Origin of the sequence: Leifsonia soli (assembly GCF_013408745.1) — a bacterium.
Classification (GTDB): Bacteria; Actinomycetota; Actinomycetes; order Actinomycetales; family Microbacteriaceae; genus Leifsonia; species Leifsonia soli.
The window spans coordinates 1,879,065-1,893,906 of record NZ_JACCBJ010000001.1 but is presented as its reverse complement, the minus strand read 5'-3'; the positions used below and the strand labels follow the sequence as shown (position 1 = coordinate 1,893,906).

Here is a 14,842-nt window from a genome sequence, read left to right as displayed (position 1 = left end):
GATGGCGTCATTCGGCCTAGAACTGATGGCTTCTGAATTGAGGGCCGATTTGCCTTCCGCACGAATTGACTGGGGCATGGCGGCCGATCTAGGCGAATGGTCCGTCATCGAGTCTCGCCACATTTTCTACCGGAAGCGCGTCGGGTTCCTGCTCGCGTGGGGAGAGTTCCGAGATTGCAACTCGGGTCTGCTTTTGGTGGATGGTGTGCGTCGCACTACCGTGAGCCGACAAACGAGTCACGATGTCTTCAACTGGGAGTTGGGCGGCATGGACGTGGCGGTGGATGAGGCACAGCTTCACCTCACGCTGACGGCTATGAATCCGCGTAACGGAAGGATCGAACTTTGGGCCGATGCTTTGCAACTGCTGTTGGGGAGCACTCCGACTGATGAGATACCCGACCTGAGCCTTGGCTTGGCAAGCGTTCAGCAAGCGGTGCCGACATGGCATACCGCCTTCACCGCGCGGTACGCCGACAATGTCTCTGTCGACGCGCAGGGCAGGTTGTCCCTGCCATAGCCGACAGCGCCGCCTGATGACAGCTGGTTGACGGGAGCGCTCTGTTCTTCGCGCACCCTTTCGGCTTAGCTGCCGCCGCGGCGGATAAGCGACCAGCCGGAATGGACGGGCCCTCCCTATCGAGGAACACGATCATGGACAATGACCGCCCTCGGAGAGCGCGCAGGGCGTCCGTCTGGCACTCCGTCACCGTGTGTACCGGTCTCGGCGCGCTATCCCACGCCATCGCGATGGCACCGTCGGTGGAAAGGACCCCGCCCATGGTCGTCCCCTTTTATGCGCTGTTCTGTTCCTGTGGAAGCTACCCACTTCGGTGCCGCTCCGTGTGGTATTAGGGCTCGCCATCCGATGGTCGAGGCGGCACGTCCTAGCGTCGCGACGCGGGCGGATCCTTGTGTCGCTCGGCGGCGGTCTTCTTGTGGCCGGAGGGTTCGCTGGGATCTTCTCCCACCTGTGGGCTGATGGCGTGATCATCGTCGCAGCCTGTGTCGGGTTCTGCGCCGGCGCAGCGGTGGCGCTGTTCCTGACCGCCTCTCAGAGGGTCGCTGACTCGCCTCAATCGGCCTGAGCCGCCGGTATCGTTTGCGCGTGTCTGAATTCGCGACCTACGTGGAGAACGTCGTGCCGCCGTACCCAGGGACTGGCAGGAAGCGCGACCCCGCTAGCTTGCTCCACGGCTATTACGCGATTATCACCAACGTCGCAGACGGCTACGACGACTACGTTGCCGAGTATTTCAACGATCTCGCGCCCCGAGACTTTTATCGAGCAGGTCCTCCGCGATCCCACCGCTCAACGGTTCCCGGAGTTCGAAGAGTTCGCGCGCCAGGTCGATGACTTGGATGAGCAATTCCGGCGGCTTCTCACTCCGATGCCGGTCGCGCGCGGCGAAAGCTGGTGGACGACACACCTGCCGCTACGCGCTGGGCGCAGGTTCAACGACGAGATGTGGACACTCTTCGACTACCGGGCTGAACTCGCCGAAGAGGAGGGCGGCACGCGGTACTGAGGGGCATGGGGTTCAGCGTTGTCCCCGCGGAAACGGCTGATCGCCCCACCAGCCCACACCGCCGGCGTCGAAGACGAGTTGGTCGGCGAAGCGCCCTAGCGGCTCGCCGATGCTGAAGTCGGCGATGTCCGTCCCGAACTCCTCCGCTGTCGGATCGTCGGTGTAAGCACCGTCGTACTGCTCGCCGTCTGCCGTGACACGCAGCCCCACGGTGGGACCCCACGGTGATCCGTACACGACGCAGAAGCCGTCGTCGAACGCCCACGCGTCGACGACGGTGACCTCCTCCGTGGAAGTCGGGCCGCCCGAACGGAGACGCTCGAGACAGCTCAGCAGAGCGATCTGACCCCACGACCGCTGAGGGAGGGCCCACAGCTCGTCGATCGCGGCGCTGTGAGATTGGGTCACGATCCGATCCCTCAGCCGATCTTTACGAGATCATGCAGCCAGTCGCTCGCCGCTTGGGCGGGTGGTTCCCCCGCCATCGCCGCGAGTGCGGCCTGATACTGATCGCCGAAAATCACACTTGTGATGGTCTTGAGTCTGTAACCCAGGGCCCCTTCGTTCCAGGTCGCGCGGGGAGTGACCTCCCAGAGATAGAGGAACTTCTTCTTCAAGCCGTCCGGTACGCCTATCCACATCGCGTCAGGTCGACGGTCCCGCTCGATGCCGAGCAGGTGCCCCGGGACGAGGAGCGATCGCAGCATCCCTTTAGTGCTGTCGAGGTCGAGTTCCGTGCTCACGGGAGGCAGCGTCGGAGGCCAGTCGGGCCTCGTCTTGGCGAACTCGGACCGAAACGACCGGTCCGGTCTGATGCTCTGCACATCGCTGATCCGAATTGCCGCGTAGCCGTTCATGTGCCCGCTATCGGAGGTCTGTGACAGCAGTACCCACCTTCGTCCGATAGCGAGGACGAACCCGTCGATCGTGTAGCCGGGACGCGATCGCCGACGGATCTTCATGATCTTTTCGCGACCGACGCTGGCCTTCAGTTTTGAGCGGATCTTCGCGCGCGACGTCACGCGTTCATACTGTCATGTCGGATCGCTCGGGCTCCGGGTTAGCCGCGTCACGACAAGGGTGGGCCCGGTGGGGCTCGAACCCACGACCCGCGGATCAAAGGTCCGATGCTCTGCCAACGGCACCACTGACACCTGCGGCGCTTTCGGCCGAAACGTCCAACCCAGGTGAGAATCGCGCAGAACGTGACCCCGCCGCGGTAGGTGATCGCAAGCTTGTCGAACCTGGTGGCGATGCCGCGCCATTGCTTGGCGAAAGCGTAGTATCCCTCGATGACGTTCCGGTCACCGTATGCGACCTTGTCGTTCCCGAGAGGACGACCTCCCCGCGCGCTGTCATTGCGTTGCCCGCCGGTGACTACCATGGCCAACGCCAAACGGGTGACCGCGCCGACCGGAGTTCGTCGGCAGCAGCGGCTCGATCCACGCCCACTGCTCGTCAGTGAAAACCCGACACCGCGACCCCGTAGAACTCATCCCACAAGGCTGTCGCCACCTTGGAGCGGATATGGGAGACACGCCCTAGTCTCGTGCTTCGAGGCGAGCGTGGGGGCTCAGGGTAGCTTCGGGCGAGGCATCGGCGTAGTTGCGACATGCGCTAGCGGAGTGACGAAGGATGGGCAAGTACGTGTGGATGGTCGTGGGATATGGCACCGCCGGGTACGGGGAGGGTTTTGACATGGGTGGGTCGGGCGGCGTCGGCTGCAGAATCGGGCAGACATGTTAGGAACTCTCAGCGACGAACTCCTAGCGCAACTCACTGACGATGGCGGTGAAGAAAACGAAGTGCGGCTCGGCGACTCTTTGACTGTCTTTGATGATTTGTCGGAGGCTGTGAAGGCCGCAGCAGTTCCGAGTCGTATCGCTCTTTTCTGGATAGCAGGGCTCTCGGCGCTTGGCGTTCTCTTGCCCCTGTTGACAATTGGAGCAGCGGCGGCCGCGAACCTTCCGGTGGAGGCAAGAATGGTGCTTCCCGCGATCGCGCTCATTCTTCCATTCCTGGCTATCTATGTCGCCACAGCCATCCCGGTTCTCATCGATCGGAAATTCGCTCCAAAAGCAGCAAGCCAGTCGTTGAGCGTCTACTTCCTTGGTGACTCCCCATTTACTCGCCGCCGCCTCGTGCTTGCGCCCCGAAGTATCTTCCTTCTATCGGGCGGGCAATTGATCGGTCGGATTCCAACCGACGCTGTAGCGACCGTCGGCGTTGACGTCCGTCAGGCAGGGGCGGTAATGGTGGTTGCGCTGGAAGACGGCGTGTTCCTGCCGCTGATGCTCACCGGTCGGGTCGGCGGCCCGATGTCCGCACGTTGGTCCGTCAAAGGCTTGTTGGGCATCGGCAAGTTCAAGGCTGCGTTGCTCGCAGACCTCGATCGGTTCGGAGTGCCCTTCGCCCTGACCGATTGGACAGGTAGACAATAGAGTTCGCCCTCGGGCGAATCGGGGATTCCGGGCTGGCTCTCCCGGTAGCCCGGGCCAAGGTCACGGGGCCGATGATGGTCGGATATCCGCGCTGGTGGAATGAGTCGATCGCCCGCACGAGGTGCCGGATCAATGCGCGATCCCCTCCCAAGGGATGCGGAGGGCGCCCGTCTGGTACTCCATCGCCGTGTGTACCGGACTTGTCACGCTCATTGAGGCGATGGCGCTGTTTCTGCGAGTCCACCGCAGATCCCCGAAACGGACCCGCCAGCCGGTCATATTCCGCACCGTTACTGATCCGTCGCACTGGTCGGAAACGCAGAAGGGTCGAAACGTCGTCAGATGTCTGCAGGTCAGTAGTGGTAACGCGCTTGCAGGATTATCACGTAGGCGTCGTCCACCACGTACACGAGACGGTTGGCTTCATCGATGCGACGCGACCACGCCCCGGCCAGCGCGTGCTTCAGCGGTTCCGGCTTGCCGACGCCCTCGAATGGGTCGTCGCGCAGGATGTCTTCGACCAGGAGGTTGATCCGCTTGAGCGTTCGCCGGTCCTGGCCCTGCCAGTAGAGGTAGTCCTCCCACCCGCCGGCCGTCCACGCGAGCTTGCGCTCACTCACTGGTCAGGTCGTGCTCGGTGGTGTCTCCCGAGCGGGCGCTCTCGATGGCATCGATGAGGCGGCGTGCGTTCTTGGGGGAGCGCAGGAGGTAGGTCGTCTCGAGCAGGGAGTCGTACTCGTCCTTCGACATCAGTACGGCCGAACCGCGCTTGGACGTGATCTCGACTTCGGTCTGGTCGAGGTTGACGCGCTCGATGAGCCCGAACAGGTCGCTGCGAGCCTCGCTTGCCGTGATGGCCATGATTCCTCCAAATGGTACAAGATATCGTACCACTGGACAACGCCGAACGAGGGTGGGCCCGGTGGGGCTCGAACCCACGACCCGCGGATTAAAAGTCCGATGCTCTGCCAACTGAGCTACAGGCCCTCACCTCCAATCTAGCGTGGATTCACCCCGTCCCGTGGCAGGGGCAGAATAGGGGGATGTCTGACCGGTTCCACAAGCCTGCGCTGTTCACGAGTGGGATGTTCGAGGCCTTCATGGGCGGGGAGGATCCCGCGCAGATCAGCAGGGTCGCCCACGAGACCGCGCGTGCGCTCCTCGCCCGCGTGCGCGAGAACCCGGACCCGGAGGTCGTCGACCGGCTGGTCGCGTTCACCGACGCGCACGGCATCGACGCGCTCGCCGAGCTGTGGTCGCGGTCGAACGCCAAGAGCCTGCCAGGCGCCCTGTGGCGCATCTACCTGATCCGGCTGCTCATCCGGCAGGATGCGGAGGGCACTGCGTACCTGTTCCAGCGCGGCACCGAGGTGCTCGGGTCCATCGACGCCGTCGTCGCGGGCGCGCCGGACCCGACGGGACCGGCCGAGATCACGGAGCTGGCCGACCGCATCCTCCGCGGCCTGTTCGAGGGCGACTTCGCCGTCGCGCTCGACCGGGCGGCGGCGTTCTGCCGGGTCGCGGCGGCCGGCGCCGCCTCCGTCGCCGACGACCGTGACGTGCTCGACCCCGAGCGGGCGAGCGAGCTGACGACGCGCGCACTGCGGTTCACCCGCACCGCGGAGGAGCTGACGGCGTGCGCGCGGCTGTGGCGGTCGGACTCGCTCGACTGAAGCCACGGCGGCGACGCGGTCAACCCCCGATCCGGCATCCGCGTTCTCCCGCTGCGAACGCCACGCCGAGAGGGCGCGCGGACGCTCCTGTACACTGGATGTCGCCGGGCCGCAGTAACCCCGGGCTCCAAAACTAGCCGCTTCGAGCGGCCTCGCGCCGAGAGGCGTTCTGCGGCCCGGCACTCTCCTGTCGGGAGAGGCCCGCTCGAACATCGGCGGGTCGAACCCCGGCGGACCGGATGAGAGCGGAGACGACGTGGACGACGCCCCTGCGGTCGACCTCGACGACCTCCTCGTCCGCACCGCGACCGGCGACCAGGAGGCGTTCTCGCGCTTCTACGACCTGACCGCCGCGCGCGTCCTCGGGCTGATCCGCCGCCTCCTCATCGACGCAGCGCAGTCGGAGGAGGTCGCCCAGGAGGTCTTCCTCGAGGCCTGGCAATCCGCTCCGCGGTTCGATCCGAATAAGGGTCGAGCGCAGACGTGGATCATGACCATGGCCCACCGGCGCGCAGTCGACCGGATCCGGGCATCGCAGGCATCGCGCGACCGGGACACGGCCGTGGGCATCCGCGATCTCCCGACCGCTTACGACCAGGTGGCCGAGACGGTGGAGGTCCGGGTCGAGCACGAGAGGGTGGAGGTGGCCATGGCGAAACTCAGCGAGCCGCAGCGGCGCGCCGTCACCCTCGCCTATTACGGAGGACTCAGCCAGTCCGAGGTCGCAGCCGAACTCGGAATCCCGCTCGGCACAGCGAAGACTCGGCTGCGCGATGCGATGATACGGCTGCGAGAGGAACTGGGGGTGACGACATGACCCGCGAGGACGACCCCGACACCGGGCGTCTCGGCTACCGCCTGGGGGCGGACGACGAGCAGGAGGCCCGTACCTTCGAGGAGGTCGCCGCCGAGCTCGCGCTCTCCGCAGAGCCGGTGCAGCCGCGCCCCGAGCTCAAGGCGGCGCTGTTCGCGCAGCTGCAGAGCACCCCGCAGCTGCCTGCTCAGGATGCCGCCCGGCCGGACGCAGCACCGGACGCTCCTCCGGCCGCCGACGCGACTACTGCATCCGACGCGACCTCCGCATCCACCGCTGCACCCGCGCCCACCGCTGCACCCGAGCCGGCGCAGGGCCGTGCAGAGCGCGCTGCGCAGCGCCGCTGGTTCCAGCGCCCCGGCCTGCTCCTCGGCGCCGCTGCCGCGGCGATCGTGCTGTTCGTCGGCGGTGCCGTCGTCGGCTCGACGCTCTCGGGCGGCAACTCCTACCAGTCGCAGCAGGCATCCGCTCTGGCCGAGATCAACGCGGCCCCCGACGTCCAGCGGGCGACCGCGCGGGTCGAGGGCGGCGGCACGGCGACCCTGGTGTGGTCGGGCGAGCTGGGTCGTTCCGCGCTCGTCGCCAACGACCTCCCGGCCCTTCCCGGCGACAAGACCTACGAGCTCTGGTACCTGCGCGACGGCAAGGCCATCCCGGCCGGGACGATGACCCCGGCCGAGTCCGGATCGACCTGGCGGGTGCTCACCGGCGAGATGGCGGCGGGCGACGCGGTCGGCGTCACGGTCGAACCGAGCGGCGGGTCGGACAAGCCGACCACGCCGCCCATCGTCGCGATCGCGTCCTGACCCGTCCCCGACAGGCTCGGGCCACGAGACGACGAACGCCGCCGATCGCACGGATCGGCGGCGTTTCTCGTCGGCGCTGCGACCATCCGGTCGCTCCCGGATCACCCGAAGCGGCCGGAGACGTAGTCCTCGGTGGCCTGCACGGTCGGGTTGGAGAAGATCTGGTTCGTGTCGTTGTACTCGATGAGCTTGCCCGGCTTGCCGGTGCCCGCGATGTTGAAGAACGCGGTGCGGTCGGAGACGCGCGAGGCCTGCTGCATGTTGTGGGTCACGATGACGATCGTGTAGTCGTTCTTCAGCTCCTCGATGAGGTCCTCGATCGCGAGCGTCGAGATCGGGTCGAGGGCCGAGCACGGCTCGTCCATCAGCAGCACGTCGGGGGAGACGGCGATCGCGCGGGCGATGCAGAGACGCTGCTGCTGGCCGCCGGAGAGGCCGGACCCGGGGAGGTTCAGGCGGTCCTTGACCTCGTTCCACAGGTTGGCGCCCTGCAGCGAGCTCTCCACGAGGTCGTCGGCCTCGCTCTTCGACATCCGGCGGTTGTTGAGCTTCACTCCGGCGAGAACGTTGTCGCGGATGCTCATGGTCGGGAACGGGTTCGGGCGCTGGAACACCATGCCCACCTGGCGGCGCACGAGAACGGGGTCGACGCCCGGGCCGTACAGGTTGTTGCCGTCGATGAGCACCTCGCCCTCGACGTACGCGCCGGGGATAACCTCGTGCATGCGGTTCAGGGTGCGGAGGAACGTCGACTTGCCGCATCCCGACGGGCCGATGAAGGCCGTCACGGAGCGGGGCTCGATGGTGAGCGAGACGCCCTCGACGGCGCGGAACTTGCCGTAGTAGACGTTGAGGTCGTTGACTTCGATGCGCTTGGACACTTGATTCCTTGGCTGTCGGGTGGAGGGGTGCGGGTTCAGCGGCCGTACTTGGGGGCGAAGGCCTTCGCGATGATGCGGCCGGCCAGGTTGAGCAGCATCACGATGATGATGAGCGCGAGTGCGCCCGTCCAGGCGCGGTCGATCTGCGCCTGCGCGTGGAGGCCCGCGGCCTGCGTGTACTGGGTGTACACGAAGACCGGGAGGGTCATCATCCGGTCGCTGAAGAGGTCGTAGTTCATGCTCGTGGTGAAGCCGGCGACGATGAGCAGCGGCGCCGTCTCGCCGATGACGCGGGCGATGGCGAGCATGACGCCGGTGACGAGGCCGGCGAGCGAGGTCGGCAGCACCACCTTGAGCACGGTCAGCCACTTGGGGACGCCGAGGGCGAGCGATGCCTCACGCAGCTCGTTCGGCACGATCCGGAGGATCTCCTCGCTGGAGCGGACGACGACCGGGATCATCAGCACGGACAGCGCGACGGCACCCATGAAGCCATTGCGGATGCCGGGGCCGAAGAACAGCGCGAACAGGGCGTACGCGAACAGGCCGGCGACGATCGAGGGGATGCCGGTCATCACGTCCACGAAGAAGGTGATGCCGCGCGCGAGAGTGCCGCGGCCGTACTCCACCAGATAGATGGAGGTGAGCAGGCCGATCGGCACGGAGATGACCGCTGCCATGAGGGTGATCTCGAGCGTTCCGACGATCGCGTGCAGCGCGCCGCCCCCGTCGCCGATGACGTTGCGCATCGACTCCGAGAAGAAGGCGATGTCGAAGCGGGCGAGGCCCTGCGAGACGACCGTCCAGCCGAGGGAGATCAGCGGGAGGAGGGCGACGATGAACGCGGTGGCGACCAGCGAGGTGACCAGCCGGTCCACGGCCTTGCGGGACCCCTCGACCAGCAGCGAGGTCGTGTAGATCGCGACGTCGAACAGCACGGTCCCGAAGAAGATCGCGCCGACGATGTTGAAGTCCTTGGTCGCGCCGCTCGCGGCCAGCATGGCGAAGATCGCCCCGAAGACGACCCAGGAGACGACGAGCATCGTCCACGGCGCCCAGCGCGGCAGCTTGCCCGCGGTGTACGAGTTCACGAGCGGGCGTGGGGCGGTGGCGGTGGTGGTGGCCATCAGTTCGCTCCAGAGAAGGCCTTGCGGCGGTTGACGATGTAGCGGGCGAGCATGTTGATGAGCAGGGTCACCACGAACAGCACGAGGCCGGAGGCGATGAGCGCGTTCACGCCGAGGCCGGTCGCCTCGGGGAACTGCAGGGCGATGTTCGCGGCGATCGTGTTCGGGCTCTGCGCCTGCAGCACCGCGAACTTCACGATCAGGGCGGGGGAGAGCACCATCGCGATGGCCAGCGTCTCGCCGAGCGCGCGGCCCAGGCCGAGCATGATGGCGGAGATGATGCCGCTGCGGGCGAAGGGGAGGACGGCCATCCTGACCATCTCCCAGCGCGTCGCGCCGAGGGCCAGCGCGGCCTCCTCGTGGAGGCGCGGGGTCTGCAGGAAGATCTCGCGGCAGATCGCGGTCATGATCGGGATGACCATGACGGCGAGCACGAGGCCGGCGGTGAGGATGGTGCGGCCGGTGCCGGAGACCGGCGGCGCGAAGAACGGGATCCAGCCGAGGTTGTCGCCCAGCCAGACGTAGAAGGGCTGGACGAACGATGACAGCGTCGCGATGCCCCAGAGGCCGAAGACGACGGAGGGGACAGCGGCGAGGAGGTCGATGATGTAGCCGAGCACCGATGCGACGCGGCGCGGAGCGTAGTGCGAGATGAACAGCGCGATGCCGATGGACAGCGGGGTCGCGATCAGCAGCGCGATCAGAGCCGCCCAGATGGTGCCGAAGACGAGCGGCCACACCCACGACCAGAAGTTCGTCGCGTTGTTGGGCAGCTGGCCGGCGTGGGCGAACAGAGCAGGGATGCTCTGCACGACCAGGAAGATCGCAACGGCGGCGAGGGTGGCGAGGATCAGCGATCCGGCCACGATGGTGCTGGTCGAGAAGACCCGGTCGCCGAGGCGGACCTTCGCCTTCGGCCTGATGGCTCCTACGGTTCCGGCGGTCATTCGTTGCTTTCTCTCATCGGGTGTGCCGTGGGGGGCGGCTGAGGACGGGAGCACCGCTCGGCCCGGGCTGCGTGGCAGCCCAGGCCGAGCGGCGTTGTGTTACTTGATGCTGGCGACGGCCTTGGAGACCTTGTCGGCCAGGTCGCTCGAGAGCGGGGCCGAACCGGCCTGCTCCGCGGCGGCCTTCTGGGCGTCGCTCGAGATGATGTAGTCGACGTAACCCTTGACCAGGTCGGCCTTGGCGGCGTCCTTGTACTCCTGGCACGCGATCACGTAGGAGACCAGGACGAGCGGCCAGGCGCCCTTCTTGGTGTCCTTGCGGTCGATCTGGATGGCCAGGTCGTTGGCCTCGCGGCCGTCGGCGATGGGGGAGGCGGCGACCACGGCGGCAGCACCGTCGGCGCTGATCTTCTCGTAGTTGCTGCCGACCTTGAGCTGGGCGATGCTGAGGCCCGCCGAGCCCGACTCGTCGATGTACGTGATGGAGTTCTTCGCGTTCTTGGTGGCGTCCGCGACACCCGAGGTGCCCTTGGCCGCGTCACCGACCTGGAACGGGAAGGTCTGGGCGGCCGGGGCCGTCCAGACGTCGGGGGCGTTCGCGGCGAGGTACTCGGTGAAGTTCTGGGTGGTGCCCGAGTCGTCGGAGCGGTGCACGACCGTGATCGGAGCCGACGGGAGCGAAGCGCCCGAGTTCTGGTCCTTGATCTTGGCGTCGTCCCACGTGGTGATCTTGCCCGAGAAGATGCCGGCGATGGTCGCGGCGTCGAGCTTGAGGTCCTTCACGCCGTCGACGTTGTACGCGATGGCGATCGGGGAGATGTAGACGGGGAGGTCGATGCCCTTGCTGTTCGCGGCGCAGCCGGCGAACGTGGAGGCGAGCTCTTCCGTCTTGAGGGCGGCGTCGGAGCCGGCGAAGTCGGCGGCGCCCGAGATGAAGCTCTTGCGGCCGGCGCCGGAGCCCTGCGGGTCGTAGTTGACGGTGGCCTTGGGGTTGGCCTGCTGGAAGCCGGCGGCCCACACCGTCTGCGCCGCGCCCTGGGCGGACGAGCCGATGCCGTTCAGCGTGCCGGACAGGTTCGAGGCCTTGGCCGTCGTGGTGGACGGCGTGCTGCCCTCGTTCGCCGCACAGGCGGTGAGAGAGATGGCGGCTGCGGCGAGAAGTGCCACGGGAGCGCCGATGCGCTTGAGTTTCACAGTTGTCCCTTCGGGGATCAGTAACAACAGGACGGGGTCGGTGCGACCCGCGTGAGACGCTATTCCCGGTGTCTGTCCAGAGTCCCCCGCGGTGGTAAACGGGAGGTTAACGCCGGGCGTCCTCTTGTCCTCGTGCTCCTGTGAATCCGCGGGTCAGCCGGTGAACCCGGCGCACCCGCTCCGTGTCACGGTGCGGTCTCGACCGGTGCGTAGGTTTCGATCGACACGATGCCCGACGCGGGGTTCGTCGCCGACAGGTGCACGATCGAGAAGCCGCCGGTGTCGAGATCGGCCGCATCGTCGAGGTAGGCGCCGGGCATCGTGCCGGTCGCCAGCGCGATCTCGCGCATGATCTCGGGCAGGACCGGGCCGTGGCTGCACAGCACGGCGGTCTTGCGGGAGCGGACGCGCTTTCCGACGACACCCCGCACCTCCCCGCGGCCCTCTTCGTAGGCCTCCTGGCTGATGCCGTGGTCGCGCTGCGGCTTGATGCCGGTCGCGGCCGCGAGCGGGGCGACGGTGGTCACGCATCGGACGGCGTCGCTGGTCACGATCCGCTTCGGGCGCCAGGTCTGGAGCGTCGCAACGTCGGCAGCGGCCTGCTTGACGCCGCGCTCGGTGAGCGGGCGCGATGCGTCCGAGCCGTCCCAGCGGTCGCGGGGCGCCGCTTTACCGTGGCGCAGGGCGATCAGCGCGAACGTGGAGGTGATGCCCTGGTGGACGAGCGCGTCGAACGCGTCGAGGATCTCGACATCGCGCTCGTAGGTCAGGTAGCCGCGCGCCTTCTTGATCGTGACCCATTCGATGGCCGCGATCTCGCTGTTCGGAACGAAGGTGGAGCGCAGGATGGCCTTCTCGCCGACTTCGGCCGCCCAATAGTGCACGATCTTCTCGCGGCCGCTACTGAGGGGATAGGTCGAGACGCCGAGCGGCACGCCCAGCCCGATCTTCAGGCCCGTCTCCTCCTCGATCTCGCGGACCGCCGTCTGCGGAAGCGTCTCGCCGGGGTCGACCTTGCCCTTGGGGATGGTGACATCGCCGTACTTGGTGCGGTGCACGACGAGCACGACGATCCGATCGTCCACGACGCGCCAGCAGAGGGCGCCCGCGGCGTAGATGGCCGGGCTCACCGCCTCGTTCCCGTACGGGTGCTGCGCGGGCGGTGGCTGTACTGCTGGATGAGCTTGTTCTGCAGGTCGACCAGGGGCTTGCCGTTCTCGTCGAGGTGGTGGCGCGTCCACACGCCGTCCTCGTCGAGCTTCCACGTTGCGGTCCGCTCGTCGAATGCGAGGTCGAAGAGGTCGCCGAGCTCCCGCAGGTGCTCCGGCTCGGTGAGGCGCACGAGCGCCTCGACCCGGCGGTCGAGGTTGCGGTGCATCATGTCGGCGCTGCCGATGTACACCTGCGGGTCGCCGCCGTTGACGAACGAGAAGATGCGCGAGTGCTCCAGGTACCGGCCGAGCACCGAGCGCACCCGGATGTTCTCCGACAGCCCCTCGCGCCCCGGAACGACCCCGCAGATGCCGCGCACCCAGAGGTCGACAGGGACGCCGGCCTGGCTGGCGCGGTAGAGCGCGTCGATGATGGCCTCGTCGACGATCGAGTTGAGCTTGATGCGGATGCCGGACGGCCGCCCCGCCTCGGCGTTGGCCCGCTCGGTGTCGATCCGCTTCAGCAGGCCCTTGCGCAGGTGCAGGGGTGCGACGAGGAGCCGCTTGAACTTCTTCTCGATCGCGTAGCCGGAGAGCTCGTTGAACAGGCGCGTCAGGTCTTTGCCGACCTGGTCGTCGTCGGTGAAGAGCCCCAGGTCTTCGTAGATGCGGGAGGTCTTCGGGTTGTAGTTGCCCGTCCCGATGTGGCTGTAGCTCTTGAGCACGCCCTTCTCCTCGCGGATGACGAGGGCGAGCTTGCAGTGCGTCTTGAGCCCGACCAGGCCGTAGACCACGTGGACGCCGGCCTTCTCGAGCTTCCGCGCCCAGGAGATGTTGTTCTGCTCGTCGAAGCGCGCCTTGATCTCGACGAGGGCGAGCACTTGCTTGCCGGCTTCCGCCGCGTCGATCAGGGCCTCGACGATGGGGCTGTCGCCGGACGTGCGGTACAGCGTCTGCTTGATGGCCAGGACGTGCGGGTCGGCCGCCGACTGCTCCAGGAAAGCCTGCACGCTGGTCGCGAACGACTCGTAGGGGTGGTGGACGAGGACGTCCTGCCGGGTGATCGCCGCGAAGATGTCGGGCTTGGCGTTCGGCTCGCTCGGCATGAGTTGCGCCGGCGTGGTCGGGACGTGGTTCGGGTAGTGCAGGTCGGGCCGGTCGATCTTCGCGAGGTCGAAGAGGCCGCCGAGGTCGAGCGGGGCCGGGAGGCGGTAGACCTCCTGATCGGTCACGTCGAGCTCGCGCACCAGCAGGCCGAGGGTGACCGGGTCGACGTCGTCGGTGACCTCGAGGCGGATCGGCGGACCGAAGCGGCGGCGCAGCAGCTCGCGCTCCAGGGCCTGGATGAGGTTCTCCGTCTCGTCCTCGTCGATCTCGACGTCTTCGTTGCGTGTGACGCGGAAGACGTGGTGGTCGAGGATCTCCATGCCGGGGAAGAGGTCGCCGAGGTGGTTGGCGATGAGCTCCTCGAGGGTGATGAAGCGCACCTGGCCGACGGTCTCTCGCTGGTCGATGCGGACGAACCGCGGCAGCATCTGCGGCACCTTGAGGCGGGCGAACTGCTCCTTGCCGGTACGCGAGTTGCGCACACGCACGGCGAGGTTGAGCGAGAGCCCGGAGATGTAGGGGAACGGATGCGCCGGGTCCACGGCCAGCGGCATCAGCACAGGGAAGATCTGCTGCGAGAAGATCTCGCGGAGCTGCACCTTGTCGGCGTCGTCGAGCTGGTCGTAGGTGACGACGGTGATGCCCGCATCGCGCAGCGCAGGGAGGACCAGGTCGTGGTAGGCCCGTGCGTGGCGGAGCTGCAGCTCGTGCGCCTTCTCGGAGATGTCGGCGAGCACGTCCTGCGGCGCGCGCCCGACATTGGTGGGCACCGCGAGGCCGGTGGCGATGCGGCGCTTCAGGCCGGCGACGCGGACCATGAAGAACTCGTCGAGGTTGCTCGCGAAGATGGCGAGGAAGTTGGCGCGCTCGAGCACGGGGAGCAGCGGGTCCTCCGCCAGCTCCAGCACGCGCTGGTTGAACGCGAGCCAGCTCAGCTCGCGGTCGAGGTAGCGGTCGTCCGGCAGGGTCGGGTCGGGCTCGTAGATGAAGGGGGCGAAGTCGTCGTCGAAGTCGCTGCCCAGGCTCCCGCCCAGCCCCGTGTCGAGAAGGCCGTTCTCCAGAGTCGTCCGCTCGTCCATCCCCCCATCATGGCACCGTGAGGGAGCCCTCGTGACGGGCCTGCGTAAACGGTGGATAAACGCTGGCTGTGGAGAGAAGGGCTGCGCGGGGTC

The 14,842-nt window shown here is 67.0% G+C and carries 16 protein-coding genes and 1 tRNA gene; 6 read left to right on the top strand and 11 right to left on the bottom strand.

Features of this window, described 5'->3' with window-relative positions; all coding sequences use genetic code 11:
• Position 1: 1 nt before the first annotated feature.
• Together BJ963_RS09200 and BJ963_RS09195 are read left to right on the top strand one after the other, a co-directional pair.
• Positions 2-520 (top strand): hypothetical protein, encoded by a 519-nt coding sequence (locus BJ963_RS09200; protein WP_179456129.1) that lies wholly within the window; start codon positions 2-4, stop codon positions 518-520.
• A 724-nt stretch (positions 521-1,244) separates the two neighbouring features.
• A complete protein-coding gene (locus BJ963_RS09195) occupies positions 1,245-1,529 on the top strand; it encodes a hypothetical protein (RefSeq protein WP_246298019.1) in 285 nt (94 codons plus the stop codon).
• Between the two features lie 12 nt (positions 1,530-1,541).
• Here BJ963_RS09195 and BJ963_RS09190 read toward each other — a convergent pair whose 3' ends face one another.
• Together BJ963_RS09190 and BJ963_RS09185 are read right to left on the bottom strand one after the other, a co-directional pair.
• Positions 1,542-1,937 carry a hypothetical protein gene (locus BJ963_RS09190; protein ID WP_343037248.1) on the bottom strand — a complete coding sequence of 132 codons (396 nt, stop codon included), beginning with the start codon at positions 1,935-1,937 and terminating at the stop codon, positions 1,542-1,544.
• A gap of 11 nt (positions 1,938-1,948) precedes the next feature.
• Entirely contained in the window at positions 1,949-2,551 is a 603-nt protein-coding gene (locus BJ963_RS09185; RefSeq protein WP_179456127.1) for a hypothetical protein, read from the bottom strand.
• A 717-nt stretch (positions 2,552-3,268) separates the two neighbouring features.
• Here BJ963_RS09185 and BJ963_RS09175 point away from each other — a divergent pair.
• On the top strand, positions 3,269-3,970 hold the full coding sequence (locus BJ963_RS09175; protein ID WP_179456123.1) for a hypothetical protein: 702 nt from the start codon (positions 3,269-3,271) through the stop codon (positions 3,968-3,970).
• A 353-nt stretch (positions 3,971-4,323) separates the two neighbouring features.
• Here BJ963_RS09175 and BJ963_RS09170 read toward each other — a convergent pair whose 3' ends face one another.
• The 3 genes from BJ963_RS09170 to BJ963_RS09160 all read right to left on the bottom strand — a co-directional run bounded on the left by BJ963_RS09170 (position 4,324) and on the right by BJ963_RS09160 (position 4,957).
• The gene (locus tag BJ963_RS09170) at positions 4,324-4,590 is read right to left on the bottom strand and encodes a Txe/YoeB family addiction module toxin (protein WP_089908866.1); all 267 of its coding nucleotides are present in this window, start codon (positions 4,588-4,590) and stop codon (positions 4,324-4,326) included.
• On the bottom strand, positions 4,583-4,831 hold the full coding sequence (locus BJ963_RS09165; RefSeq protein WP_089908869.1) for a type II toxin-antitoxin system Phd/YefM family antitoxin: 249 nt from the start codon (positions 4,829-4,831) through the stop codon (positions 4,583-4,585). Before BJ963_RS09165 ends, BJ963_RS09170 begins: the two co-directional genes overlap by 8 nt.
• A gap of 53 nt (positions 4,832-4,884) precedes the next feature.
• Positions 4,885-4,957 (bottom strand) — tRNA-Lys (locus tag BJ963_RS09160).
• A gap of 56 nt (positions 4,958-5,013) precedes the next feature.
• On the opposite strand from BJ963_RS09160, the gene BJ963_RS09155 reads away from it, so the two are divergent.
• The 3 genes from BJ963_RS09155 to BJ963_RS09145 all read left to right on the top strand — a co-directional run bounded on the left by BJ963_RS09155 (position 5,014) and on the right by BJ963_RS09145 (position 7,263).
• Complete coding sequence (locus tag BJ963_RS09155) at positions 5,014-5,643, top strand: DNA-directed RNA polymerase subunit beta (protein ID WP_089908888.1); 630 nt, start codon at positions 5,014-5,016, stop codon at positions 5,641-5,643.
• 256 nt (positions 5,644-5,899) lie between these two features.
• A complete protein-coding gene (gene sigK, locus BJ963_RS09150; RefSeq protein ID WP_089908891.1) occupies positions 5,900-6,460 on the top strand; it encodes an ECF RNA polymerase sigma factor SigK in 561 nt (186 codons plus the stop codon).
• Positions 6,457-7,263: an anti-sigma factor gene (locus tag BJ963_RS09145; RefSeq protein WP_179456121.1), complete on the top strand. Its 807-nt coding sequence runs from the start codon at positions 6,457-6,459 to the stop codon at positions 7,261-7,263. The genes sigK and BJ963_RS09145 overlap by 4 nt, the downstream gene beginning before the upstream one ends.
• Positions 7,264-7,364: 101 nt before the next feature.
• On the opposite strand, the gene pstB is transcribed toward BJ963_RS09145, so the two are convergent.
• The 6 genes from pstB to BJ963_RS09115 all read right to left on the bottom strand — a co-directional run bounded on the left by pstB (position 7,365) and on the right by BJ963_RS09115 (position 14,749).
• Positions 7,365-8,144: a phosphate ABC transporter ATP-binding protein PstB gene (pstB, locus tag BJ963_RS09140; protein ID WP_018191823.1), complete on the bottom strand. Its 780-nt coding sequence runs from the start codon at positions 8,142-8,144 to the stop codon at positions 7,365-7,367.
• 35 nt (positions 8,145-8,179) lie between these two features.
• Positions 8,180-9,271, bottom strand: coding sequence for a phosphate ABC transporter permease PstA (pstA, locus tag BJ963_RS09135; protein WP_179456119.1), 1,092 nt, complete (start codon positions 9,269-9,271; stop codon positions 8,180-8,182).
• Positions 9,271-10,218 (bottom strand): phosphate ABC transporter permease subunit PstC, encoded by a 948-nt coding sequence (gene pstC, locus BJ963_RS09130; protein ID WP_179456117.1) that lies wholly within the window; start codon positions 10,216-10,218, stop codon positions 9,271-9,273. The genes pstA and pstC overlap by 1 nt, the downstream gene beginning before the upstream one ends.
• Before the next feature lie 99 nt (positions 10,219-10,317).
• Entirely contained in the window at positions 10,318-11,412 is a 1,095-nt protein-coding gene (gene pstS / locus BJ963_RS09125; protein ID WP_179456115.1) for a phosphate ABC transporter substrate-binding protein PstS, read from the bottom strand.
• Between the two features lie 185 nt (positions 11,413-11,597).
• Positions 11,598-12,542 carry an NUDIX hydrolase gene (locus tag BJ963_RS09120; RefSeq protein WP_089908905.1) on the bottom strand — a complete coding sequence of 315 codons (945 nt, stop codon included), beginning with the start codon at positions 12,540-12,542 and terminating at the stop codon, positions 11,598-11,600.
• Positions 12,539-14,749, bottom strand: coding sequence for an RNA degradosome polyphosphate kinase (locus BJ963_RS09115; protein ID WP_179456113.1), 2,211 nt, complete (start codon positions 14,747-14,749; stop codon positions 12,539-12,541). The genes BJ963_RS09120 and BJ963_RS09115 overlap by 4 nt, the downstream gene beginning before the upstream one ends.
• Between the last annotated feature and the right edge of the window lie 93 nt (positions 14,750-14,842).